Source organism: Corynebacterium pilbarense (assembly GCF_026930265.1).
Lineage (GTDB): Bacteria > Actinomycetota > Actinomycetes > Mycobacteriales > Mycobacteriaceae > Corynebacterium > Corynebacterium pilbarense.
On sequence record NZ_JANRML010000021.1, the window covers coordinates 1 to 19535 of the forward strand.

11 protein-coding genes, 1 tRNA gene and 1 pseudogene are annotated in these 19535 nt (G+C 61.2%); 8 read left to right on the top strand and 5 right to left on the bottom strand.

Going from position 1 to position 19535, the window contains the following annotated elements; translation table 11 throughout:
- Positions 1–406 precede the first annotated feature (406 nt).
- From NUW87_RS10675 to NUW87_RS10685, 3 genes are all read left to right on the top strand, one after another.
- Positions 407–5335, top strand: coding sequence for a lamin tail domain-containing metallophosphoesterase family protein (locus tag NUW87_RS10675; RefSeq protein ID WP_269028494.1), 4929 nt, complete (start codon positions 407–409; stop codon positions 5333–5335).
- A gap of 166 nt (positions 5336–5501) precedes the next feature.
- Positions 5502–9182, top strand: coding sequence for an RNA-directed DNA polymerase (locus NUW87_RS10680; RefSeq protein ID WP_269028495.1), 3681 nt, complete (start codon positions 5502–5504; stop codon positions 9180–9182).
- A 40-nt stretch (positions 9183–9222) separates the two neighbouring features.
- Positions 9223–10149, top strand: coding sequence for an ornithine cyclodeaminase family protein (locus NUW87_RS10685; RefSeq protein ID WP_269028496.1), 927 nt, complete (start codon positions 9223–9225; stop codon positions 10147–10149).
- Positions 10150–10268: 119 nt separating this feature from the next.
- On the opposite strand, the pseudogene NUW87_RS10695 reads toward NUW87_RS10685, so the two are convergent.
- The 3 genes and pseudogenes from NUW87_RS10695 to NUW87_RS10705 all read right to left on the bottom strand — a co-directional run bounded on the left by NUW87_RS10695 (position 10269) and on the right by NUW87_RS10705 (position 12236).
- Positions 10269–11268 (bottom strand): annotated as a pseudogene (locus NUW87_RS10695) (NADP-dependent oxidoreductase).
- Between the two features lie 309 nt (positions 11269–11577).
- Positions 11578–12018 carry a helix-turn-helix domain-containing protein gene (locus NUW87_RS10700; protein WP_269028497.1) on the bottom strand — a complete coding sequence of 147 codons (441 nt, stop codon included), beginning with the start codon at positions 12016–12018 and terminating at the stop codon, positions 11578–11580.
- A 145-nt stretch (positions 12019–12163) separates the two neighbouring features.
- Positions 12164–12236, bottom strand: a tRNA-Asn gene (locus NUW87_RS10705).
- 133 nt (positions 12237–12369) lie between these two features.
- Between NUW87_RS10705 and NUW87_RS10710 the strand changes: the two genes are divergently transcribed.
- Both NUW87_RS10710 and NUW87_RS10715 read left to right on the top strand, forming a co-directional pair.
- Positions 12370–12633, top strand: coding sequence for a hypothetical protein (locus tag NUW87_RS10710; RefSeq protein ID WP_269028498.1), 264 nt, complete (start codon positions 12370–12372; stop codon positions 12631–12633).
- A 27-nt stretch (positions 12634–12660) separates the two neighbouring features.
- Positions 12661–13296 (top strand): hypothetical protein, encoded by a 636-nt coding sequence (locus NUW87_RS10715; protein ID WP_269028499.1) that lies wholly within the window; start codon positions 12661–12663, stop codon positions 13294–13296.
- A gap of 227 nt (positions 13297–13523) precedes the next feature.
- Here NUW87_RS10715 and NUW87_RS10720 read toward each other — a convergent pair whose 3' ends face one another.
- Positions 13524–14660 carry an XRE family transcriptional regulator gene (locus NUW87_RS10720; protein WP_083327889.1) on the bottom strand — a complete coding sequence of 379 codons (1137 nt, stop codon included), beginning with the start codon at positions 14658–14660 and terminating at the stop codon, positions 13524–13526.
- Positions 14661–14781: 121 nt separating this feature from the next.
- Here NUW87_RS10720 and NUW87_RS10725 point away from each other — a divergent pair, with 121 nt between their 5' ends.
- Together NUW87_RS10725 and NUW87_RS10730 are read left to right on the top strand one after the other, a co-directional pair.
- Positions 14782–16128, top strand: coding sequence for an AAA family ATPase (locus NUW87_RS10725; RefSeq protein ID WP_070844503.1), 1347 nt, complete (start codon positions 14782–14784; stop codon positions 16126–16128).
- Positions 16129–16132: 4 nt separating this feature from the next.
- Positions 16133–16777, top strand: a complete 645-nt coding sequence (locus tag NUW87_RS10730; protein WP_269028503.1) for an RloB family protein — start codon at positions 16133–16135, stop codon at positions 16775–16777.
- Positions 16778–16896: 119 nt separating this feature from the next.
- Here NUW87_RS10730 and NUW87_RS10735 read toward each other — a convergent pair whose 3' ends face one another.
- Entirely contained in the window at positions 16897–18549 is a 1653-nt protein-coding gene (locus NUW87_RS10735) for an AbgT family transporter (protein ID WP_377735194.1), read from the bottom strand.
- A 144-nt stretch (positions 18550–18693) separates the two neighbouring features.
- Here NUW87_RS10735 and NUW87_RS10740 point away from each other — a divergent pair, with 144 nt between their 5' ends.
- Positions 18694–19314: a DUF4230 domain-containing protein gene (locus NUW87_RS10740; protein ID WP_269028504.1), complete on the top strand. Its 621-nt coding sequence runs from the start codon at positions 18694–18696 to the stop codon at positions 19312–19314.
- Positions 19315–19535: the final 221 nt, after the last annotated feature.

The window sequence follows — 19535 nt, forward strand, 5'->3', positions numbered from 1 at the left end:
CATGTCCAATAAGTCACCAGACTCCATGTCCAATAAGTGACCAGACTCCGCGTCCAAAATGTCCATAGACATAACACTCTCGGCCTAAACACAGGACCTGGGCTAGTCAAGCTGGAACGCAGTTTGGCGGAATCTATTCCGTTTAAGGTCGCAAGGCTGAGCCTTCGCTAGAAGTCAAAGCGCTTCGGATGCCTAGTTCTATTGTGGGAAGACTATTGCTGAAGATTTCCGCAACGAACCGGGCCGCAAATAGGTGCTGGACTCACTTCGGCAGATAGTCACCTGCCTAAGAGTATTAAGTTAATTCACATTTCACCTTAAGGTAAACGTAGGTTCCCATTTCACCTATAAGTTCCACTGCATGCGCCCCAGAAAGGGGCGCAACGTATTGCTAAGGAACTGAAAAATGGGAATTCGGAAACGGGCGGTGCGCGGGTGCACCGCCCTTGTGTCCAGCGTTGTCATCGCACTGCCGATGGTGGCAGCGGTGGCGCCGGCGAAGGCGGCGGACGCGGCTGCGCAGCCAGGCGGCCAGGTGGTCATCAGCGAGATCGCAAATGGCGGCCCGGGTGGCTACCACGACAACTTCATCGAGGTCGCCAACTGGGGCGACGAACCTGTGGACGTCTCGGGCTGGGAGCTGTTCCGTTGCACGGGCACCGGCTCGGTGGCGTCGGCGCCGCAGAACACGCTTGAGGGCACGATCGGCGCGGGGGAGCGTTGGGTGTTCGCGCGGGAGAGCGATCAGTCCACAATCGCGGACGCGGACGTGAAGCAGCGGTACACAACGTCGCTGGCTAACGAGTCCTACGGCGCGCTGCTGCGCGATAGCTCGGGCGAGGACGTCGATGCCGTCGCGGTCCAATTCCCTGGCACCGCCAACCAGGCGTGCGGCGAGGGCACCGTGCTGGCCAACACCACGGACTCCGCCGCCGGCGAGAGCTTCCAGCGCACGCAGGACACCGACGACAACGCAGCGGACTTCATCCGCGCGCCGCGCACCCCGGGCAAGGAGAACGCCACCGAACCGTCGGCGGCGCCGAAGCGCGGCGACGTGCTCATCTCCGAGGTCGCGCACACGGGCGCGGACGGGGAGGGGCTGATTGAGATCGCTAACTTCGGCGACCAGGAGGTTGACGTCACGGATCTGCGCGTGGACGTGGTCAACCAGTTCGGGCGCCGTTTTGCGGGGTATGTGTGGGCGGAGCGGATGCCCGTCGAGAAGCTTCAGCCCGGTGAAGCGGTTGTGGTGCCGCGCGATGAAAGCGGCCGCGACTTCACCGAAGGGGCAGCGGGCGTGGTGCTTTACCACGCCTCCGGAGACATCTGGGACCGAGTCGCCTGGGCGGACAACCAGGATTCCGCCGCAGCCGACGGCACGCCGCTGCCGTATGCCAGCCTGGACGCCGCAGACGGCGTCTCCTACCAACGCGTCTCGAACACCGGCGACAACGCCGCGGACTTCGTCGCCGCCAAGCGCACCGCGGGTGCGATCGAGGTGGGCGAGGCCGTCGAAGAGAAGACACCCGAGTACACCCACGAGGAGCCGCACACCACCGGCGGGGCGAACGTGCTGGTCTCGGAGATGACCAACACCGGCCCGGACGGCAACGGCGACATCTTCCTCGAGCTGCAGAACTACGGTGATGCGCCACAAGACATGACCGGCTGGAGCGTGTACCGCTGCATCGGCACCGGCGTGCGCGCGTCTGTGCCGCAGGTGTCCGCCGAGCAGTTAGACGGCGTGGTGTTGGAGCCCGGCCAGCGTTTCACTGCGGGCCGCTCCGGGCAGGCGGGCGCGGATATCCGCGCAGCGCAGGACACCACGTTCGACATCTCCTTTGCCACCCAGTACGGCCTGCTCGTATTCGACCAGGACGGCAAGATCGTGGACCGCGTCGGGTCCGCACGCGAGGACGTGGAGAGCTTCTGCGCCATGGGCCAGCCGCTGCCCGGCGTGCTCAACGGCCTGCACGGGGAATCCTGGCAGCGCGTGGATATCACGGGCGATGACCGCCGGGATTTCATTGTGGCGGAGAGGACCCCTGGGCGTCGCAACGCAGAGGCCCCGCAGCACCAGCGCGTGGATTCGCCGGTGAAGATCACCGAGGTCACCAACGGCGGCCCAGGCGGTACCGGCGACAACTTCTTCGAGCTGACCAACACGGGTGACACGCCTATCGACGTCACCGGGTGGCAGGTCTACCGCTGCACCGGCACCGGCCGCGTGTACGACGGCATGCTGCAGCTCAATCTGCCCGACGGCGAGATGGCGCCCGGCGAGGTGTTCACCGCCGCGCGCACCGGAGCGGACTCCACGGTGGGGCACCCGGACGCGACCTACGGCACCTCGTTTAACGCCGTCGATGGCTTCGGTCTGATGGTGGTGGACAAGGACCGCAACGTCGTGGACTCCGTTGGCGTGTTCGACCGTGCCGATTCCCCGTGCACGGCGGGCGAGCCTTTGAGCGACACGCTCGATTTCGCCTCCGGCGAGTCCTACCAGCGCGTCGCGTTCACCGGCGACAACGCCAAGGACTACGTTCGCGCGATGCGCACCCCGGGCGAGTACGACCCGGACGTCGAGGCCATTGAGGTGCAAAAGCCGAAGATGGGCGATGTGGTGATCAACGAGATCGCCGCCGGCCGCCCGGATGACAAGGGCGGGCAGAAGGCGCAGTACATCGAGATCATCAACAACGGCTCCACGCCCGCGGATCTGTCCGGTCTGCGCGTGGACTACTGCGCCGCCGACGGTCGCCGCATGCTGGAGCCGGCAGCGGTGGTGCCGGACGGGCTTTCGCTGGCTCCGGGTGGCGTGCTCACCGTGGCCCGTCCGGAGGCGGGCGTGAAGGACGCGCTTGCCACCGACGCCACCTTCCAGCAGGAGGGCTACGGTGCCACAATCACGGATGCCGCAGGCACGCTTCTCGACGCCGTCGGTGTCTACTACGACGACGTGGGCAAGGTGACCAACGCGCCGGAGGGGCCGTGCTCGTCGGCAGGTGTGCCGCTGGACCGCCGCATGCGGTTCACCTCCATCGAGGAGGCGCAGAAGCACGATTACGCCTGGCACCGTGTGCAGTCCACCGGCAACAACTGGGCGGACTTTGTCACCGCGCCCGCCACTCCCGGCTCGGCGGACGGCCCGGAATACCGCGACGTGACCAAACCCGTCGACGGCTCCCTCGACCCGGTCGAGGTCGAACGCGCAACCCGCACCGGGGTGCCTTCGCTTTCCGACGGCACGCCCCTGACCGCCACCGGCACCTCCGACGCCGACGTGACCGCCTTCGGCGCGAAGACGGCGGCGATCGACTGGTCGAAGTCCGCCGGCTTCATCGGCGCTTCCCCACAGGCAGCGCTGGATACGCGCGTCGGCGAGGGCGAGACCCGCGCCGCGGATGTGCGCAAGATGGACCAAGCGCAGGACACCGGCCGTGCGTTCCCGTACCAGCGCTTCGAGCTGGCGGTGGAGCGCCCCGAGGACAGCGTGGTGTCGATTGCCTGGCGCGGCCACTCCCGCGACCGTCACGAGCTGCAGATGTACTTCTTCAACCACACCGTTGGCCAGTGGCAGCGTGTGGATACCGCGGCAGGGGAGGACGGCGGCGAGGTCACCCTGGTGGGTACCGGCGCTGTCGCCGACTTCTACCGCGACGGCACCGTGGACGTGCTGGTGCAGGACGGCAAGCGCGTGGCGGACCCGTTCACCGACTCGGACGGTGAGACGAACCAGATGTTCAAGACACCTGGCGAGTACGACCTCGCCATCGCGCACGTGACGGATTCGCAGTACCTCACCGAGCAGAACCCGACGTCGTATACCCAGATGATCGCGTGGTTGGCCGCGAACAAGGACGCGCGCGACATCATCGCCTCCGTGCACACCGGCGACGTGATCCAGAACTGGCTGCGCGGCAATCAGGAGCCGGACCGTGCGGTGCTGGAGTTTGAGCGAGCCTCCAAGATCATGGAGATCTTCGAGGACGCCGGCATGCCCTACGGCATCCTGCCGGGCAACCACGACAACGTGTGGGGCGCATCCAACGAGATGTTCAACGAGTACTTCCCGGCCTCGCGCTACGAGTCCAATCCCTGGTGGGGCGGTCACGGCCCGGACGGCAACGCGTCGAACTTCTTCACCGTGGAGCGCGACGGCGCGAAGTTCCTCTTCCTGCAGATGGGCTTCGACTCCTCCGAGGAGGAGATCGACTGGGCAGACAAGGTCATCACGGACCACCCGGACCACAACGTGATCTTCTCCACCCACGAGTATCTGCGTCCCGAGGAGGACGCCCGCTCTAACCCGGACAACGGACGCTGGACCGCCCAGGGCGACCTGCTGTTCGACCGCCTGGTCGAACCCCACTCCAACGTCGTGCTCGTCTTCTCCGGCCACCTGCACGGTGTGCGCCAGCGCATCACCGAACGTGAGGACGGCACCCGCGTCATCGAGACCGTTGCGGACTACCAGTCGTACGAGGAGGACGGCGCCCGCGACGCCCTGTACACGCGCCTTTACCAGTTCGACCTGGATTCCGGGAAGGTCGCGGCCAACGCGTATTCACCGCGCCTGCAGTCTTTCGAACCGTGGAAGAACGACCCGCGCGACCTGGGCTACACCCCAGAATCCGACGAGTTCGTCTACGACGCCGACCTGCAGTACGACAAGCAGGTGACCACCTCCGGCATCGCCGCCTTCGGCGCACCGGTGGAGCTCGGCACCGCCAAGCTTGCCGACGGCACCGCCGCCGAGTTCACCTGGGACAACCTCGAACCGGACGCGGAGTACCTCTGGTACGCACGCGCGCAACGTGACGCCTCCGCCACCGGCGGCCCCGACCCGCGCTACTCCGACTTCCGCGTGTTCACCGCGCCCGCGGAGGCAGAAGAGACCCCGGAAACGCCTGCGCCTGAAACCTCGACGCCCGAGACCTCGGCCGAGCAGCCCACCGCAACCGTCACCGCGACCACCACGACGTCTGTGTCCGCAGACCCGGTGACCCACACGGAGACCGCCACCGCGCCGAACACGACGGTGACCAAGTCCGTGCCCACCACCGTGGTCATGCCCACAACCGTCACCGCACCGACGACGGTGGAGGTGCCGACGACGGTGCCCACGACCGTCGAGAAGCAAGGCGCCCGTGTTACCGAAGAGCAGTTCCCGGACGAGGGCAGCTCCGTGACCGTCGGATCGAGCGTCACCATCACCCCGCTGGGCATCCTGCTGTCCCTGCTCGGTGCGCTGGGTGCGGTCGGTTTGATTGCTGCGCTGCTCGATTACATGGGTATTAGCCTGCAGGAGTACTACGAGCAGTTCCTCCCGTAACTACGGCTCCCCAGGTGAGGGGATGCGGCTGCGTTGCGCCGCGTCCCCTTTTTTATTTGTTTGGCTGCATTTTCTGGAACTGCTAATTGTGCGGGCGATGAATGAATTGCTCGAAAATAGACAGTTTCGCCTGCTTAAGCATTATCTGTGACTTATTGTCATATTTATGACGAATGCCTCCGATGAATCCGCCAAGAATAACGATGAAGAAAATCGAGACGGGATCCTTCCTAAAGAATTCGATCGTTGGAGAAACCTCGAGAACGGTTTGAAGAATGATCTAGTTTTCGCGTATCGGAAGGCTAAGGCGGACGTCTTTCAAACCGACCATCTCTCACGCCTCGAAGTCGCAGCTTACGAGGAAAATCTTTGGGCCGAACTATGCGAGTTAGCTGAGGAAATCTCCGTAGTCAGCGGCATGCCTTGGTATGATCTTTTCGAAGAAAAATCCGGTGATGGCGGATCACAAGCGACAATTAAATACAAGGAACTTGCCGGTCGAAGTGCGGACTGGTGTTCGAAGATCGTCGGTGATCCCCACTACATTTTCAAGAAAGCAGACTGGCGAGAAAGTAAGAAAGACCCGCGAATACACCATTTTTCTAGCCAGCACTTGCGGGCCGACAAAGACCTAGGGATCGCTCAAAGGTGGGAAGCAAAGGCATCCCAAGCGGGGAAGAACGACGCTAAAGAACGGAGGTTAGTCCTCCGACCTGTTTGCGTGGGCACGATGCATCTACATGTTCTCTCTGCATTGTGGATCGCGCGAGTGGGGTCGAAGTTTGATGCGGAGCTAAGCGACAGTGTGTACTCCAACAGGGTTCGGCGTAGTTATGACAAAAAGCATGTAAATAATTTTGCTCTTGGCAGCCTTGAGCCGTATCTGAACAACTATCGCCGCTGGAAAGAAGACGGCGTTAATGCGGTCGAAGAACTGGTAAAGGCCAATAGAGATGCGCTCTTTGTCAGCGCCGACCTCACCAGCTACTTCCACAATATCGACCCGAATTTTCTTCTTAATGAGGGCTGGTTGACAAAGTGGCAGGGCCATCTGTTCGAGGAGAAAGGGGGTGGGGCACTAGTCGGCGAAGACCTAGCGATCCACATTCTCCTTGTGGAGGCATTCAAAGCGTGGAGCCAAAATCTCGGTAAAACGTTAGGTAAGGCCAACGATGTCGGTGGTCTGCCCGTCGGTGTCAGCGCGAGCAAAGTCATTGGCAATATCGCACTGATCGATCTTGACCGCGCTGTCGAGCAGGGCATAAAACCGCGTTTCTACGGCCGTTATGTGGATGACATCGCCTTAGTGATTGAGGGACACCCGGAGATCGAGGACCTGAAAAACCTCGGGGATTGGATCAAACACCGTCTCACCCTGTTTCCACTTGGCGACAAAGACACCTCTAACGACGATGTTGAGCTGCATTTCCGTGCTTCGGTGAGTACCGGCGGCAAAAGCACGGCCCCTGGGGGCGGTGCTGGCTCAGACAAGTTGACGGATGAGACCTCAGAGCAGGCAGGAACAACCGATGATTCTGCCCTAAACGGAGAATCAAAAGATCAAACACTAGGCACAGGTAATTCGGTTGTCGAGGTCAAGGTGCCCTTCCAAGTAAACAGTGAATTCGTCTTCAACAAAGACAAATTCTCTTTGGTGCACGCCGAGGGGAAGTTCGGTCAGTGGGCCGTGAACCACGTGCGATCGGTGATGATGCAAAACACCAGTGAGTGGCGGAATATGCCGGTGCTTCCGGAGGACCCGGTAGAAGTTGCTACCAAAATCATCGCCCTGATGTACGAACAGCCGACGAGGGATGCCGAGTTTTTCGGGCTCGAAGCGATCGCGACTAAGCGTGCAGGTTTCGCGCTCAAGGTTCGTGATCTAAAAACGATCGCCAGAAACGTCACCGCAAGCGATTGGAAACCTCACCGGGAGCAGTTCATCAGCTCGTTCGTGCAGCACACTTCAAAGCCAAACCGCTTCACTGAGTTCCACAATTACTACCAGCGACTATTCCGACTATGCCTCGAGGTTGGCGACACCGGAGGCGCGCAAAGCATCGCCCACGCCTTGGTAGAGATCATGGGGTCGATTCAAGACAATCGGACAGCACTTGAAGTTGCAGGTCAAGACGTGGATAAGAACGCGGACCCTATACTCAAATCCTGGAGGAAGCTCGCTCACGCAAAACTCGCAGACGAAGTGGTTTCAGTCCCTAACCGTTTGGCTTCTATGGCGCATAAGCGGGCGCTTCTGAAAACGCTCCAATCGTTAGTGAGCCACAACACTGACCAGGAAAGCGATCAGTTAGATGACTACTTCGGTAATTGGCTCCTACAAGACTGCAGCGATGAAGAAGTCCAAAAGCAGTTCTATCAGGAGATTTTTCAGAGACTATTCGCAATGGACTTAGCGTTGGTGCCTTTCAAGCAGGTCCTGGTTTCGCGAGAGCTTGACCACTACTCCAAGGGAACTCCGGTGAAGTTTGAGGAAAACGACTTCGCCTTCTTGCAAGCTGCTGAAAATCGGCAAGACGAAGTGCCAACTGCTTTAGAGCGACTCCTCGGCGAAAGTACATGGAAGCTGTTGGAGTTTCTGGACGCAGTCGGGGCGCGCTTCTCAGTCGAGACCTTAACGGGGTATCTCGAAGAAAATAAAGCGGATACACCGGTAACGATACGGGGCATTGTCTTTCCAACGAGGCCGCCATCACCGATTGAACTGTTCGCTTGGACCCGAGTGGCGGGCGCGGATGGTCATGGGCCGTGGAGCGATTGCGACCTAAATATGCGTCACGTGCAAGATTGGTTCTTAATTGCAAGGGGTTTTGCAGAGCGCACGGATATTTTCGCGGACCTGCCTGTTAAGGATAAGGACCGGTTTGAGCGACTTAAAGAAACCATGCAAAAGGAGCTCACTGAGCCAGCCGGTGTTCCTTGGAGAGGTGGCTCTAACGATGAAAATATATGGTTCCCCTCTGCAGGCTCTGACCAATCGAAGGTAAAAGTTGCTATTGGGGCCCTTCTCACACCGCAGGAATATCTGACACAATCGGTCATGGGGAACCCGCAAATTGGCCTCAAGCGATGGAATACAACCGCCAAGTTGGTCAACGGTGTCATGGCGGAAGGCAGCGCCGACTACTTCGTATTGCATGAGGCGTGCCTGCCGCCCACCTGGTTCCTCACCGCTGCAACCCACTTACGTAGAAAGAAAATTAACCTCATTTCCGGAGTGGAGTACCTTCACGGACCGCGTCCAGTTGTGCACAACCAGGTGTGGTTCTCCGCTCTACATAAGGGATTCAAATTTCCGTCGCTTGGTCTGTACATCCAGGATAAGCAGCGACCCGCCCATGCGGAAGCCGATAACCTTAACCACATTGATCGACTGAAGCTTGAGCCCAAGGTTGCATGGCAAGGCGAGTCAAAGCCTCCACGCATCGCGCACGGCAACTTCCACTTCGCTCTACTGGTTTGCTCAGAGCTCACTAATTCCGAGTATCGAAACTCGCTACGCGGAGCAATCGATGCACTATTTGTTGTGGAGTGGAACAGGGATCTGAACACTTTCAATTCCCTGGTTGAAGCGGCTGCCCTAGATATCCACAGCTACATCGTGCAGGTAAACAACAGGGAGTACGGCGATTCGCGCATTCGTGTGCCTGCTCGCGAATCCCACAAGCGAGACATGGTTCAGATCCGAGGCGGGACTAATGACCACTTCGTAGTTGGTGAACTCGATGTAAAGGGGCTCCGTGAATTTCAGAGTCATGCGTATGTGCCGAAGGGCGAATTCAAACCGCTTCCTGACGGTTTCGAGCTAAAGCCTCACCGAAAGAAGTAGTAAAAGAGGGCGCCGCGTACACGTAGGTAGGCTCGGCCGCATGCGTAATTTGGGTTACGACGAGGTTCTGTCCGCGGTCACGCCACGTGATGCCGTCGATGCGTTGCGGGAGGTTCTGACGGGCGGATTCGACCCCGCCTCCGATCCGCATCGGCAGAAGGTGGCGCTGCCGCACGGGGAGATGCACCTGCTGCCGTCGGCGCTCGATGGTGCGGTCGGGGTGAAGGTGCTGGGGATTCAGCCGGTGGGCTCGACTGTCGACGTCCCGTTCGTGCAGGGCTCCTACCTGCTCATGGGTGGGGAGACGCTCACACCGGAGGTCGTGATGGATGCCGCGGCGCTGACGGAGATCCGGACGTCGGCGGTGGCCGTGGCTGGGGTGCTGGATCGGTTGCGGGCGTCGAGTGAACCCTTGGAGTGCGTGATTGTGGGCGCGGGTGCGCAGGGGCGGGCACATGCGCGCACGGTTGAGGACGTGCTTGCAGGGGTGCGGGAGGTGTCAGTGACGTTTACCTCGCGGAGCGAGCCGGCGGATCTGGGCTACCCGTGGGTGGAATCGGGGAGTGCTGCGGCCGATGAAGCGTTGGGCAAGGCCGGGTTGGTTGTGACGGCGACGAGTGCGGGGCAACCGGTGGTCGTCGATAGGCAATTGCGCTCTGATGCGACCGTGCTTGCCGTGGGGGCGCACACGGTGGACACGCGGGAGTTGCATGAAGATGTGCTGCACGGCGCACAGGTGATCGTGGAAGATGTGGAGGCTGCGCAGCGGGAGGCCGGCGATGTGGCGATCGCGGTGGAGAAGGGGGCGCTTGCGTGGGACGACGTGGTGACGATGGCTGAGGTCGTGCGCGGGGAGGTGGCGCTGGATCCGGCGCGGCGGGTGGTGTTCAAGACCGTCGGTATGCCGTGGGAGGACCTGGCGGTGGCGAGGGTTGTTGCCGGCCAGGTCCACACGGGGTCTAGGTGAGCGCTCTAGGGCGTGACCAGTTCTTCGGCTTAGAAGCTGGTGGGGTGGGATGTGCCGTCGTTAAGCGTCCAGTGTTTAGCTGCCGTAACGACCATAAGAACCTTGGTCATTGTGTCCTCCTAAAACTTGACGATCATCTTGCCGGTGTTGCCGCCCTCGAACAGCTCGAGGAATGCGGCCGGCATGTTGTCGATGCCCTCGCGCACCGTGGTTTCGAACGTGATTGAGCCGTCGACGACCAGCGGGGCGATCTTCTCCTGGAACTCCTTGGCAAGGTGGGAGTACTGGCCCACCACGAACCCGCGCAGCGTGAGGCATTTGCCGATGGACAGGCCCAGATTCCGCGGCCCTGGCGCCGGTTCCGTGTCGTTGTACTGCGCAATGGCCCCGCACATGGCGATGCGGCCGAACGTGTTCGCGTTCTGGATCGCGGCCTCGAGGTGCTCTCCGCCGACGTTGTCGAAGTAGACGTCGATGCCCTCCGGCGCCGCCTTCGCCAGCTGGCCCCTCACGTCGCCGTCCTTGTAGTTGAAGGCCTCGTCGAAGCCGATGCTTTTGAGGTATTCGATTTTCTCCGCGGAGCCTGCGGACCCGATCACCTTCGCTGCGCCGAGGTGCTTCGCAATCTGTCCTGCAGCCGAGCCCACAGCACCTGCGGCGCTCGAGATGAACACGACGTCGCCCTCTTTCATCTCGCCGACGGCGGTCAGACCGACGTAGGCGGTCAGCCCCGTCAGGCCGAGGATGCCCAGGTACGCTTCGGCCGGCGCGATGGTGGTGTCGATCTGCTCCGCCTGGTCCTCGTTCAGGACGGCGTGGGTGCGCCACCCGGCGAAGTGCCGGACCGTGTCGCCCGCTTTGAACTTGCTGGAGCGGGACTCCGTGACTGTGCCGATCGCGGTGCCGTTGAGCGGCTCATCGATCTGGAACGGCTCGATGTAGGACTCCACGTCGTTCATCCGCCCGCGCATGTAGGGGGTCGACGCTGGAGAAGGTGTTCTGGACGAGGATCTGGCCGTCGGAAAGCTCCGGCAGCCCCACCTCCTCGAGCCGGAAGTTCTCGCTTGTCGGTGCGCCCTCCGGGCGGGAGGCCAGGACCCATTGCTTCGCTGCAGTCACGCTGTGCTCCTTCGTCGTTGTTCTCTGTAGTCGTTGTTCTCTGGATGTTCGGTCTTTGCCGGGACAACGGGTGGAACGTCGAGAGGGCGGTTGCTATTCCTGCAGTGTCCGCCTCAGGGCGGAGAAATGCCCCCGCCACTGCAGCCGTATGAACGTGGAAACCCTCGAATCAGCTCCGCTGAAGCCGTAGTAGCCATCTGGTGAGATAACCGTGTCGTCGATAAGAGCCTCCATCATTTTGAATCGGCGCTCGATCGCAGACCCGGACCACTCGGGATGCTTCCTATGTATGGAACAGCAACGTGGGGGTTAGTCGGCTAGTGGACCGAAAGATTCAAGTTCAAATGACCGGAGGCTTTCGAGCGCCTCATCCTGCTCCTTTGCTAGTTGGCTCTTGAGGGAAAGTACGTCGTCTCGGTGAAAACGGGTATGCGTTCCGACTTTAAAGCTGTCGATCCTGCCGGCCCTTGCCCACTTCATCAAGGTCGGTCGCGAGATTCCCAACACGTCCGCGGCAGAAGTGCTTGTCAGCTGTTCCGGCATTCGGGTGATCGCGACTTCGCCAGACTCCGTGAGAGCTCTAATCGCTGCAAGTACGGTTGCCTGTACGCGCTCGGGGAGGTCGACCTGGTTGCCATCCTTGTCAAGAACTGCGATGTCAGCGTCCTCGGGCATCCGCAGGGCTTCGAATGCAGCCGTATCTTCAGTGCTCAGAACAATGGCGCTTGAGGAAGATAGGGTGGCAGTCATTTGAGCCTCCTTTTGCCGTGGAGGTTGAAGCGTATTGGGTTTCACTTGTAAGTGCAATGGGGGTGAATCGGGTTTGCCCCTATTTGGGGAGTGGAAACGAGGGGTGGAAATGCGAAAAGGAGCCCGTGCGGGCTCCTTCAAGTTGCTCCTCCAACTGGGCTCGAACCAGTGACCCTTCGATTAACAGTCGAATGCTCTGCCAACTGAGCTATGGAGGAATATGTTGCCGTTGCTCTCGCTGTGCAACGAGATGTAACAATAGCGTGGGTTGGTTGTGTTGCCCAAATCGGCAGGTTAGGTGATGTTTTCGGCCGTGGTTATGTGGCCGAGTTTTGGGGTAGGGTTTCGGACATGTTGATTCCGATAGGTGGATTCCGGGCAAACGCCGTCGCGTGGGGGCTCGCGGGCTTTGGCGTGGTGTGCCTGTTGTCGGCGAACCGGCTGGTGGATTGGCGGGCACTGACGTTTTTGGGGCTGGCGCTGGTCGTTCCGAGCGTCGTTTGGCTGGCTGCGGACAAGTGGTTCTCGCGGCCACGCGGGGTGCTGTGGTGGGTTTTGGTTGCCGCTGCTGTCGCGCTCGGGGTGTGGGGAATTGCGCTGTTCCCCTCGAAGTGACGGGTATAACGCGATAAAGTGGCGGGCATGAAGAAACCGATGCTTGCACTCGGCGTCGCCGCCGCAGTCACCACCTCCGCCGTCATTGCGCCTGCCACCTTCGCTGAAGAGGGCGCGAACACTACCGAAACGGGTTCCTCTGCGGATTCGGGGGAGGCCGAAGGTTCGTCGTTAAGCACGGGCGCAATTATCGGCATCACGCTCGGCGTGCTGGCCGCAGTGGGCGCCGGCGGGTACTTCGCGGTGCAGCAGGGCTTGCTGGAGCTGCCCGAGGGGCTGGACCCGGCGGCGGCTGCGGGACTTTCCTCGCTGGTGCCGGCGCTCGCGATCCCGGGGCTGACCAAGAAGGACAATGGCGCGGCTGCTAGTGGCTCTTGCGCGCCGCAGGCGTTCGACGCGGTGGTGCCGGAGTGGCCGCACTTCACTGGCACTGACGTGATTTTCTGCGACGGCAAGTGGGCCATTGCGGGTGCGAACCAGACGGACTGGATCCTGTACTTCAAGAACTCCAACGGCAAGTGGGCCGTGATCCCGACCGCGGGCACGAAGCAGACCGGGATGCAGCGTGGGTGCTACAACGGTCTGACGCTGCGCGAGCAGGGGGCACCGGAGGAGTTCATGCGCCAGGCGCCGATTTGCACCCCGGCGGAGATTGGGAAGTAGGTTTTTGGGGGCGCTTGGCGCTTTAGGGCGCTGAGGGGGAGTTGAGCCGGGAGCGGGTTGTGTCGCTGCCGGCTTTTCTTTGTGGGATTGCAGTGGACCAGTGTTGCGCGATTTTGGCGTATAGACGAAAACCTGAATTCGTCGGCGGGGGGGGGGGGGGGAGGCAGTGATCGCTCCCTGAACTCGCTGGTCTCACCCCTGGCAGAAGTCAGAAACGAGCTAGGATTTCAACGCACCACTCGGAGCGTCGGGCGGGCTGGGGTGCTTGTTGTCCGGGTAGCGCTCGAGACCGTGTGAGGTTGGGCGCTGAGCATGAGCGCGTGCAGGTCTCGTGGCGGGAGCTTTGTTTCATCGGCGATGCTCGAGATGCTGGCGCCACCATCGGGAGAAAGCACGTAATCGAAGATGCGCGAGCGTTCGTATTGCAGTGTGCTGCCGGGCTCGTCCGTGCGGAAACCACGCGCGGAGAGGGCGGTCAGGTGGGAGTGGTATTCCCGCTCGCTGAGTTTGCCGTGGTGGTAAGCGGCGCGAAGCATGGCCATGGCTGACACCTTCAACGCGGTCTTGAGCCGGAGGATGTGGTCGAGGCTCGCATGCAGGCGAAGGTGTGCGTTAACTATGCCGGGCGGGATGAGGAAGTCGGCGGCGAACTGGTTGGCCTCGTTCTCCTCGCGTGCTCCGTTGTGCGGATCGTCGGAACTGTGGAGTAGTAGGTGTCCCAACTCGTGCGCGAGGTCGAAACGAGTGCCCTCGGGGGTGCGGCGACGGGCCAGGAAAATAAGCGGCTGCTTGCCGTCCCACAAGGAAAACGCGTCCACCGCAGAGGCTGCGGGCGGCAGGCCCATGACGGCGATGCCGAGGGATTCGGCGAGCTGGACCGAGTTTGGGACTGGCCTGTCGCCGAGCTGCCAGATCGTGCGCGCATGGCGGGCTGCCTCCGAAGGCGTAAACCCAGAAAAATCAGGGAGGTCAGGCTCTGGGAAATCGAAGTTGCGTCGCAGCCAGGCCAAAAGTGTGCTGGCGTTTGCCCCGGATGCGACTGCGACGCTCTTCTGCCGTAGAGTCGCGCGGCTGCCAGCCCGAAAGAGGGTGGAATCCGTCGAGGGGACTTCGAGCTCTTCGGAGATGAAGTAACCCGCGGTAAACCCAAGTGCAGCCTCGAGCTGTTCGATGACGGACTCGGTGCGGGAAGGTGGCGGTCCCTCGTCCTCCCAACGAGACAATGTTGTTGGGGCGATGCCGAGATTGGCGGCGAGCTCCGCTTTTGTGAGGCCACGGCGCAGTCGCGCGACAGTAATACGGGACGGCGAGATGCGGGCGGAGCTAGTTTCCGCTCGCTCGTGAGATTGTGAAGTCAATGTCATCGTCCTCGGGTCGCTTCTTCGCCGCTGGTAGCAATGGGGGTACGCGGATCACAGTAGTTAGAAATTTCACTTATGATGCAAGAAACTTGAGTCGTAGGCGAATTGTTTGGAAGGGGTGCCTATGCTGCTGGACCTCACGATCGCGAACTATCGCTCGGTGTACGAGCCCGCGTCGATAAACATGGTCGCGACCAGGGAGCAGGTTCACCGAGAGCGCTGCCCGGAGCTTTCTCGTCGTTACAAGAAGCGGATTAACCCTGTAGCAGCCCTGTTCGGTGCAAACGCGGCAGGTAAGTCTACGTTCGTTCGGGCGTTGATGGCACTGCAGCAAATGTTGAAAAATCCTCCGCGCCCTAAAGATCCAATGCCATTTGATCCGTTCGCACTTCGCCCAGATGCAGCGTTTGAGCCGACGACTTTTGAGGTGCTGTTCTCTGTCGGCGACATCGTCTATGAGTACGTGCTCGCGTACGACGCGAAAAGCGTGGTGGAGGAGCGGCTGACGAAGTACCTGTCCAAAGACGAAATTGACGTTTTTGAGCGCGTAGGGGACTCGTTCAGCTTCCCATTGTTGGAGGAGAAGTCGGAGCGGTTCCCCACCGAGGTCGCGCAAGCACGGGTGCTGCTCGAGTCGGTGCCGCCCAAGGTTCCTCTTGCCTCATTTGCTAGTGAGACGAACCTTTCGCGGTTCCCAGATTCGCTCAAGTTGGATGCTTTCGGGGTCGTCCGTGCTTTCGTTGAAACGATTCTGGTGATCCCAGCCGGGTTGATGGATATCGGCCACCTGCAGTCCCAGCCTGACGGGTGGGAAGACTTGATTTCGCAGATCGACGCCGGAATTACAGGGGTTGAGGCTGAGGACGTGGAACTTTCAGCTTTGGGGTTGGGCGCTGAGGAAGCACTGGAGATAGAGCAAGAGCTGCGAAGCAACCCGGACTATCCGATGGATGTGGAATTATCTTCGGGGCGCTTCACGCTGCGGCTCGAGGGCGACGAGATTGAGGCGCAACGAATCGCCCTCCTCCACTCCGCTGAAGAAGGCGAGAGCTACGGCCTGCGCTGGTGGGACGAGTCGGACGGGACCCGTTCCGCGACGAGGCTGCTCGGGTTGTTTTCTCGGTTGACGACCCCGGGTTTCGAAGCGGTATTGGTCGTTGATGAGTTCGACCGCAGTTTCCACACGGAACTCTCTCGCGCGCTGATCGGTGGGTTCCTTGCGAATTCTTCTGCAGATTCCCGAGCGCAACTGATCTTTACCACCCACGACCTTCTGCTCATGGACCCCGAAACACTGCGGAGAGATGAGATCTGGGTAGTAGAGAAGGACCGATCGGGACAAACCCAAACGAGCGTTCTCTCGGACTTCGAGGGGCCGCGAAAGACGACAGACCTTCGAAAGAGCTACCTGCGAGGCAGGTTCGGTGGTGTGCCGTCGATAAAGCCGCTGGAGTTCAGCAATGTCGAATAGGCGGGTGCGCTCTTCTCGTAAGAGAAAGTTCGGGGGTAAGAGCAAAAGGGCCAACACCCGCCCGGTAAAAGATGTGTTTCTCATCGTCACCGAAGGCACCACGGAGAAGAACTACTTCGAAATGGAGTGCTTCCGCGACAAATCCGTGAAGGTGGAAGCGCGTAGAGGTGTGCATCCCCACCCGCCTGCGTTACTCAAGACTGCAGACGATTGGCTGGCCAACCTAAAGCGCGACGGCGACTTACGTCCCGGTGACCAAGCTTGGGTGGTCCTCGATGAAGACGACGCGACGGACCAGCAACTCCAGGCAGTTTTTGAATGGGCTGCCGAACGCAAGGACCGCGGAGTGGGTTTTAGTGTTCCGCAGTTCGAGTACTGGTTGTTGCTCCACTTCGCTGATGCAAAGGGCGCAAGCACGCAAAAAGATGTCCTCGATAGCTTGATCCAGTACTGGCCGGCGTACGTAAAAACCGCCCAGCCGAGTTTCACCGTGGACGATGTCCGGCGTGCTATCGCACGCGCTGAGGCGAAAGTTCGAGAGCCACTTGATTCGTTAGGGGATTTCGACGAGCACGTTGGGAGGCATACTGCCTCGACTACGGTGCACCTGCTTGCGCAGCGCATCATTACGTCGCTCTATGGGAAGTGACGGGGCTGGCCGAAGGTTCGTCGATAAGCAAAGGCACACAGAATTCGAACGGAAGACTTCGAAATCCGCGGTTGACCGGCCGACAGCGCCCGGGAAATCCCGGGACACCCCCCAACGAGCTACACCTGGTAGCCCATCGGGGAGCCGGGGCCGAGGGGGATGCCCAGGGCGTACCAGATCATGAAGAAGATGAACCAGCCCACCAGCATGCTCACCGCGTACGGCAGCGCCAGCGACATCAGGGTGCCCACGCCGGCCTTCTTGTAGTACTTCTGCAGGAAGGTCAGCGCCAGGGCGAAGTAGGGCGACATCGGGGTGATGATGTTCGATGGCGAGTCGCCGATGCGGTAGAGCATCTGGGTGACCTCGGGGGAAACGTCGACGTACATCATCATCGGCACCACCACCGGCGCCATCAGCGCCCACTGCGCGGAGCCGGAAGTGATGAACAGGTTGATCAGCGTGACCATCAGCACGAACGCGGCGAAGAGGACCACGTTCGGCAGGTCCCAGGACTGCAGCAGCTCCGAGCCCTTGATGGCGGTCCAGGGGCCCAGGTTGGACCACTGGAACCACGCCAGGAACTGGGAGACGGCGAAGAACAGCACCAGAATCGGCAGGAGGGACTCCAGGCCTTTGGCCATGAACTTCGGGATGTCGGCGGCATTGTTGATGGTGCCCACGATCAGGCCGTAGACCAGGCCGGTAGCGAAGAAGATCAGGGCGATCGGCACGGCGATGGCGCGGATCAGCGGCGACTCCATGAAGCCCTCCTCCGGCCGCGCGAATGGCGAGCCCGGGATGAACAGCAGGGCGAAGTAGGCCGCAAGTGCAACGAGGAGGGTGATGCCGGCCCAGGCCAGGCCCTTGCGCTCGAGTGGGGTCAGCGACAGGTCGTCATCGTCGGTGAGGTGGGAGTCGTTGGGCTGGTTGGACTCGTCGAGTTGCAGTTCGTCCTCGTCGATGTGGTCGTGGTCGACCAAGTTCTCGGCTTTCTTGTCCACGAACAGCTCGGTCACCGCCGTGATGATCAGCGACAGCACCACCGCGGACGGGATGACAAAGAAGATGTTGGCGAGCGGGGAGACTTCGTAGGCTTGGTCCACAAGCTGCGCGGCGGAGGTGGAGATGCCAGCGAGCAGCAGGTCCGTGATGTTGAGGATGAGCGAGGCGTTGAAGCCTGCCGACGACGCCGCGAACGCCACCATCGCACCCACTACCGGCGAGCGGCCCACCGCGTGGAAGGCCATCGCGCCCAGCGGGATGATGATCACGTAGATGGCGTCCGAGGCCACCGAGCCGGTCACGCCAGCCAGCGCGACCATGAACGTGAGCATCTTCGGGCTGACCTTGTCCACCATCGCGCGGACCATCGCCGCGAGCAGGCCAGTCTGCTCCGCCACGGCCACGCCCAGCATCACCGCCAGGATCACGCCCAGTGGCGGGAAGGCGATGAAGTTCTCCACCGCGTCGGTGACCATCCGCGAGATGTTCTCGCCGGTAAGCAGGGACTCGACGTGAATTTCCTCGCCGGAGGCCGGGTCGATTGCGGACAGGCCCGCCTTGCTGGCCAGCCAGGACGACACCGCCACCACGCCGGCGAGGATCACAAACAGCCAGAATGGGTCCGGCAGCTTGTTGCCGATTCTTTCAATCCAGCCCAGGAAGCCGGACATGCCGTCCTGCTGGTTGGATTCCTGGTTGGGCTCGTCGTGTTGGTCGTGCTGTTTCGCGCCGTTGCGGGGCGATGTTGCTTTGGTGGTTCCGGACATGGTTCGGCCTTCCCTGTGTTGTGCCTCGTCGTGCGTGTGATCCGCGCGCGGCCGCCGGGGCGGTGCGCGATACGTCACAGCGAGTGTACAGAAGGTGGGGGACCGGAGGGCGTCGATAGGCGATCGCTTTTAAGATGTGCAGGCGTGAAGAAACGTAGCGGTGTTGTTGTATCCGTCGTGGCAGTGCTGGCGGTGCTTGCGCTCGTGCTGGTGCTGCTGTGGCCGGCGATTTTCGAGCGCGGCGAGCGCACCATGGACTCTGCCGCCATCGGCGGGCAGTTCAATGACATCGCAGAGCTGGCAACGGAGGAATACGTCTACTCCTCCGTGGGCAAATTCGACGACGAAGGCCTGCGCGTGCTGGGGGTCCGCGTGCCGTTTACCGGCAAGAACTTCCTGGTCACCTACTCGGGACGCGTCACCGCCGGTATCAAAGACGCGAGCCAGATCACTGTGGACGTGGACGATGCCGTGCGCACCATCGCAGTGCGGCTGCCGCAGACCGAAGTGCTCGAATCCACCTGGACTGAAGGCAGCTCTGAAGTGTGGGACCAGACCATGAACCCCATCAACCAGATCACGGTGGAAGACGTCACCGAGTTCGTGGACTCGCGCCGCGAGGTGGAGAAGCAGAAGGCTATCGACGGCGGCTTGCTCGACCGTGCCCAAACCCGCGCCGAGGAACTGGCGCGCTCCCACACCGAGGCGCTCATTGAGGGGACGAACCTGGAGGGCTACGAGGTGAAAGTGATTACCACGCGGTAGGCGTGCGCGCGGCGTGGTGTGTTCCGCTTCGCGCTGCCTCGGGTGCCCCGAAGCGCTCCGCTCGGCCCAACCCCGCCAGGCCCTGTGGGCAAACCCCGGGAGGCAAACCCTGGCAGGCAAACCCTGGGTTCGCGCAGAAATCGGCGGAGTTGTCAGTGGGTGAATGCGCCACCTCGACTTGGAGGTTGTTGTGGCGGGTCGTTGGACTCCGAAAGATGTGA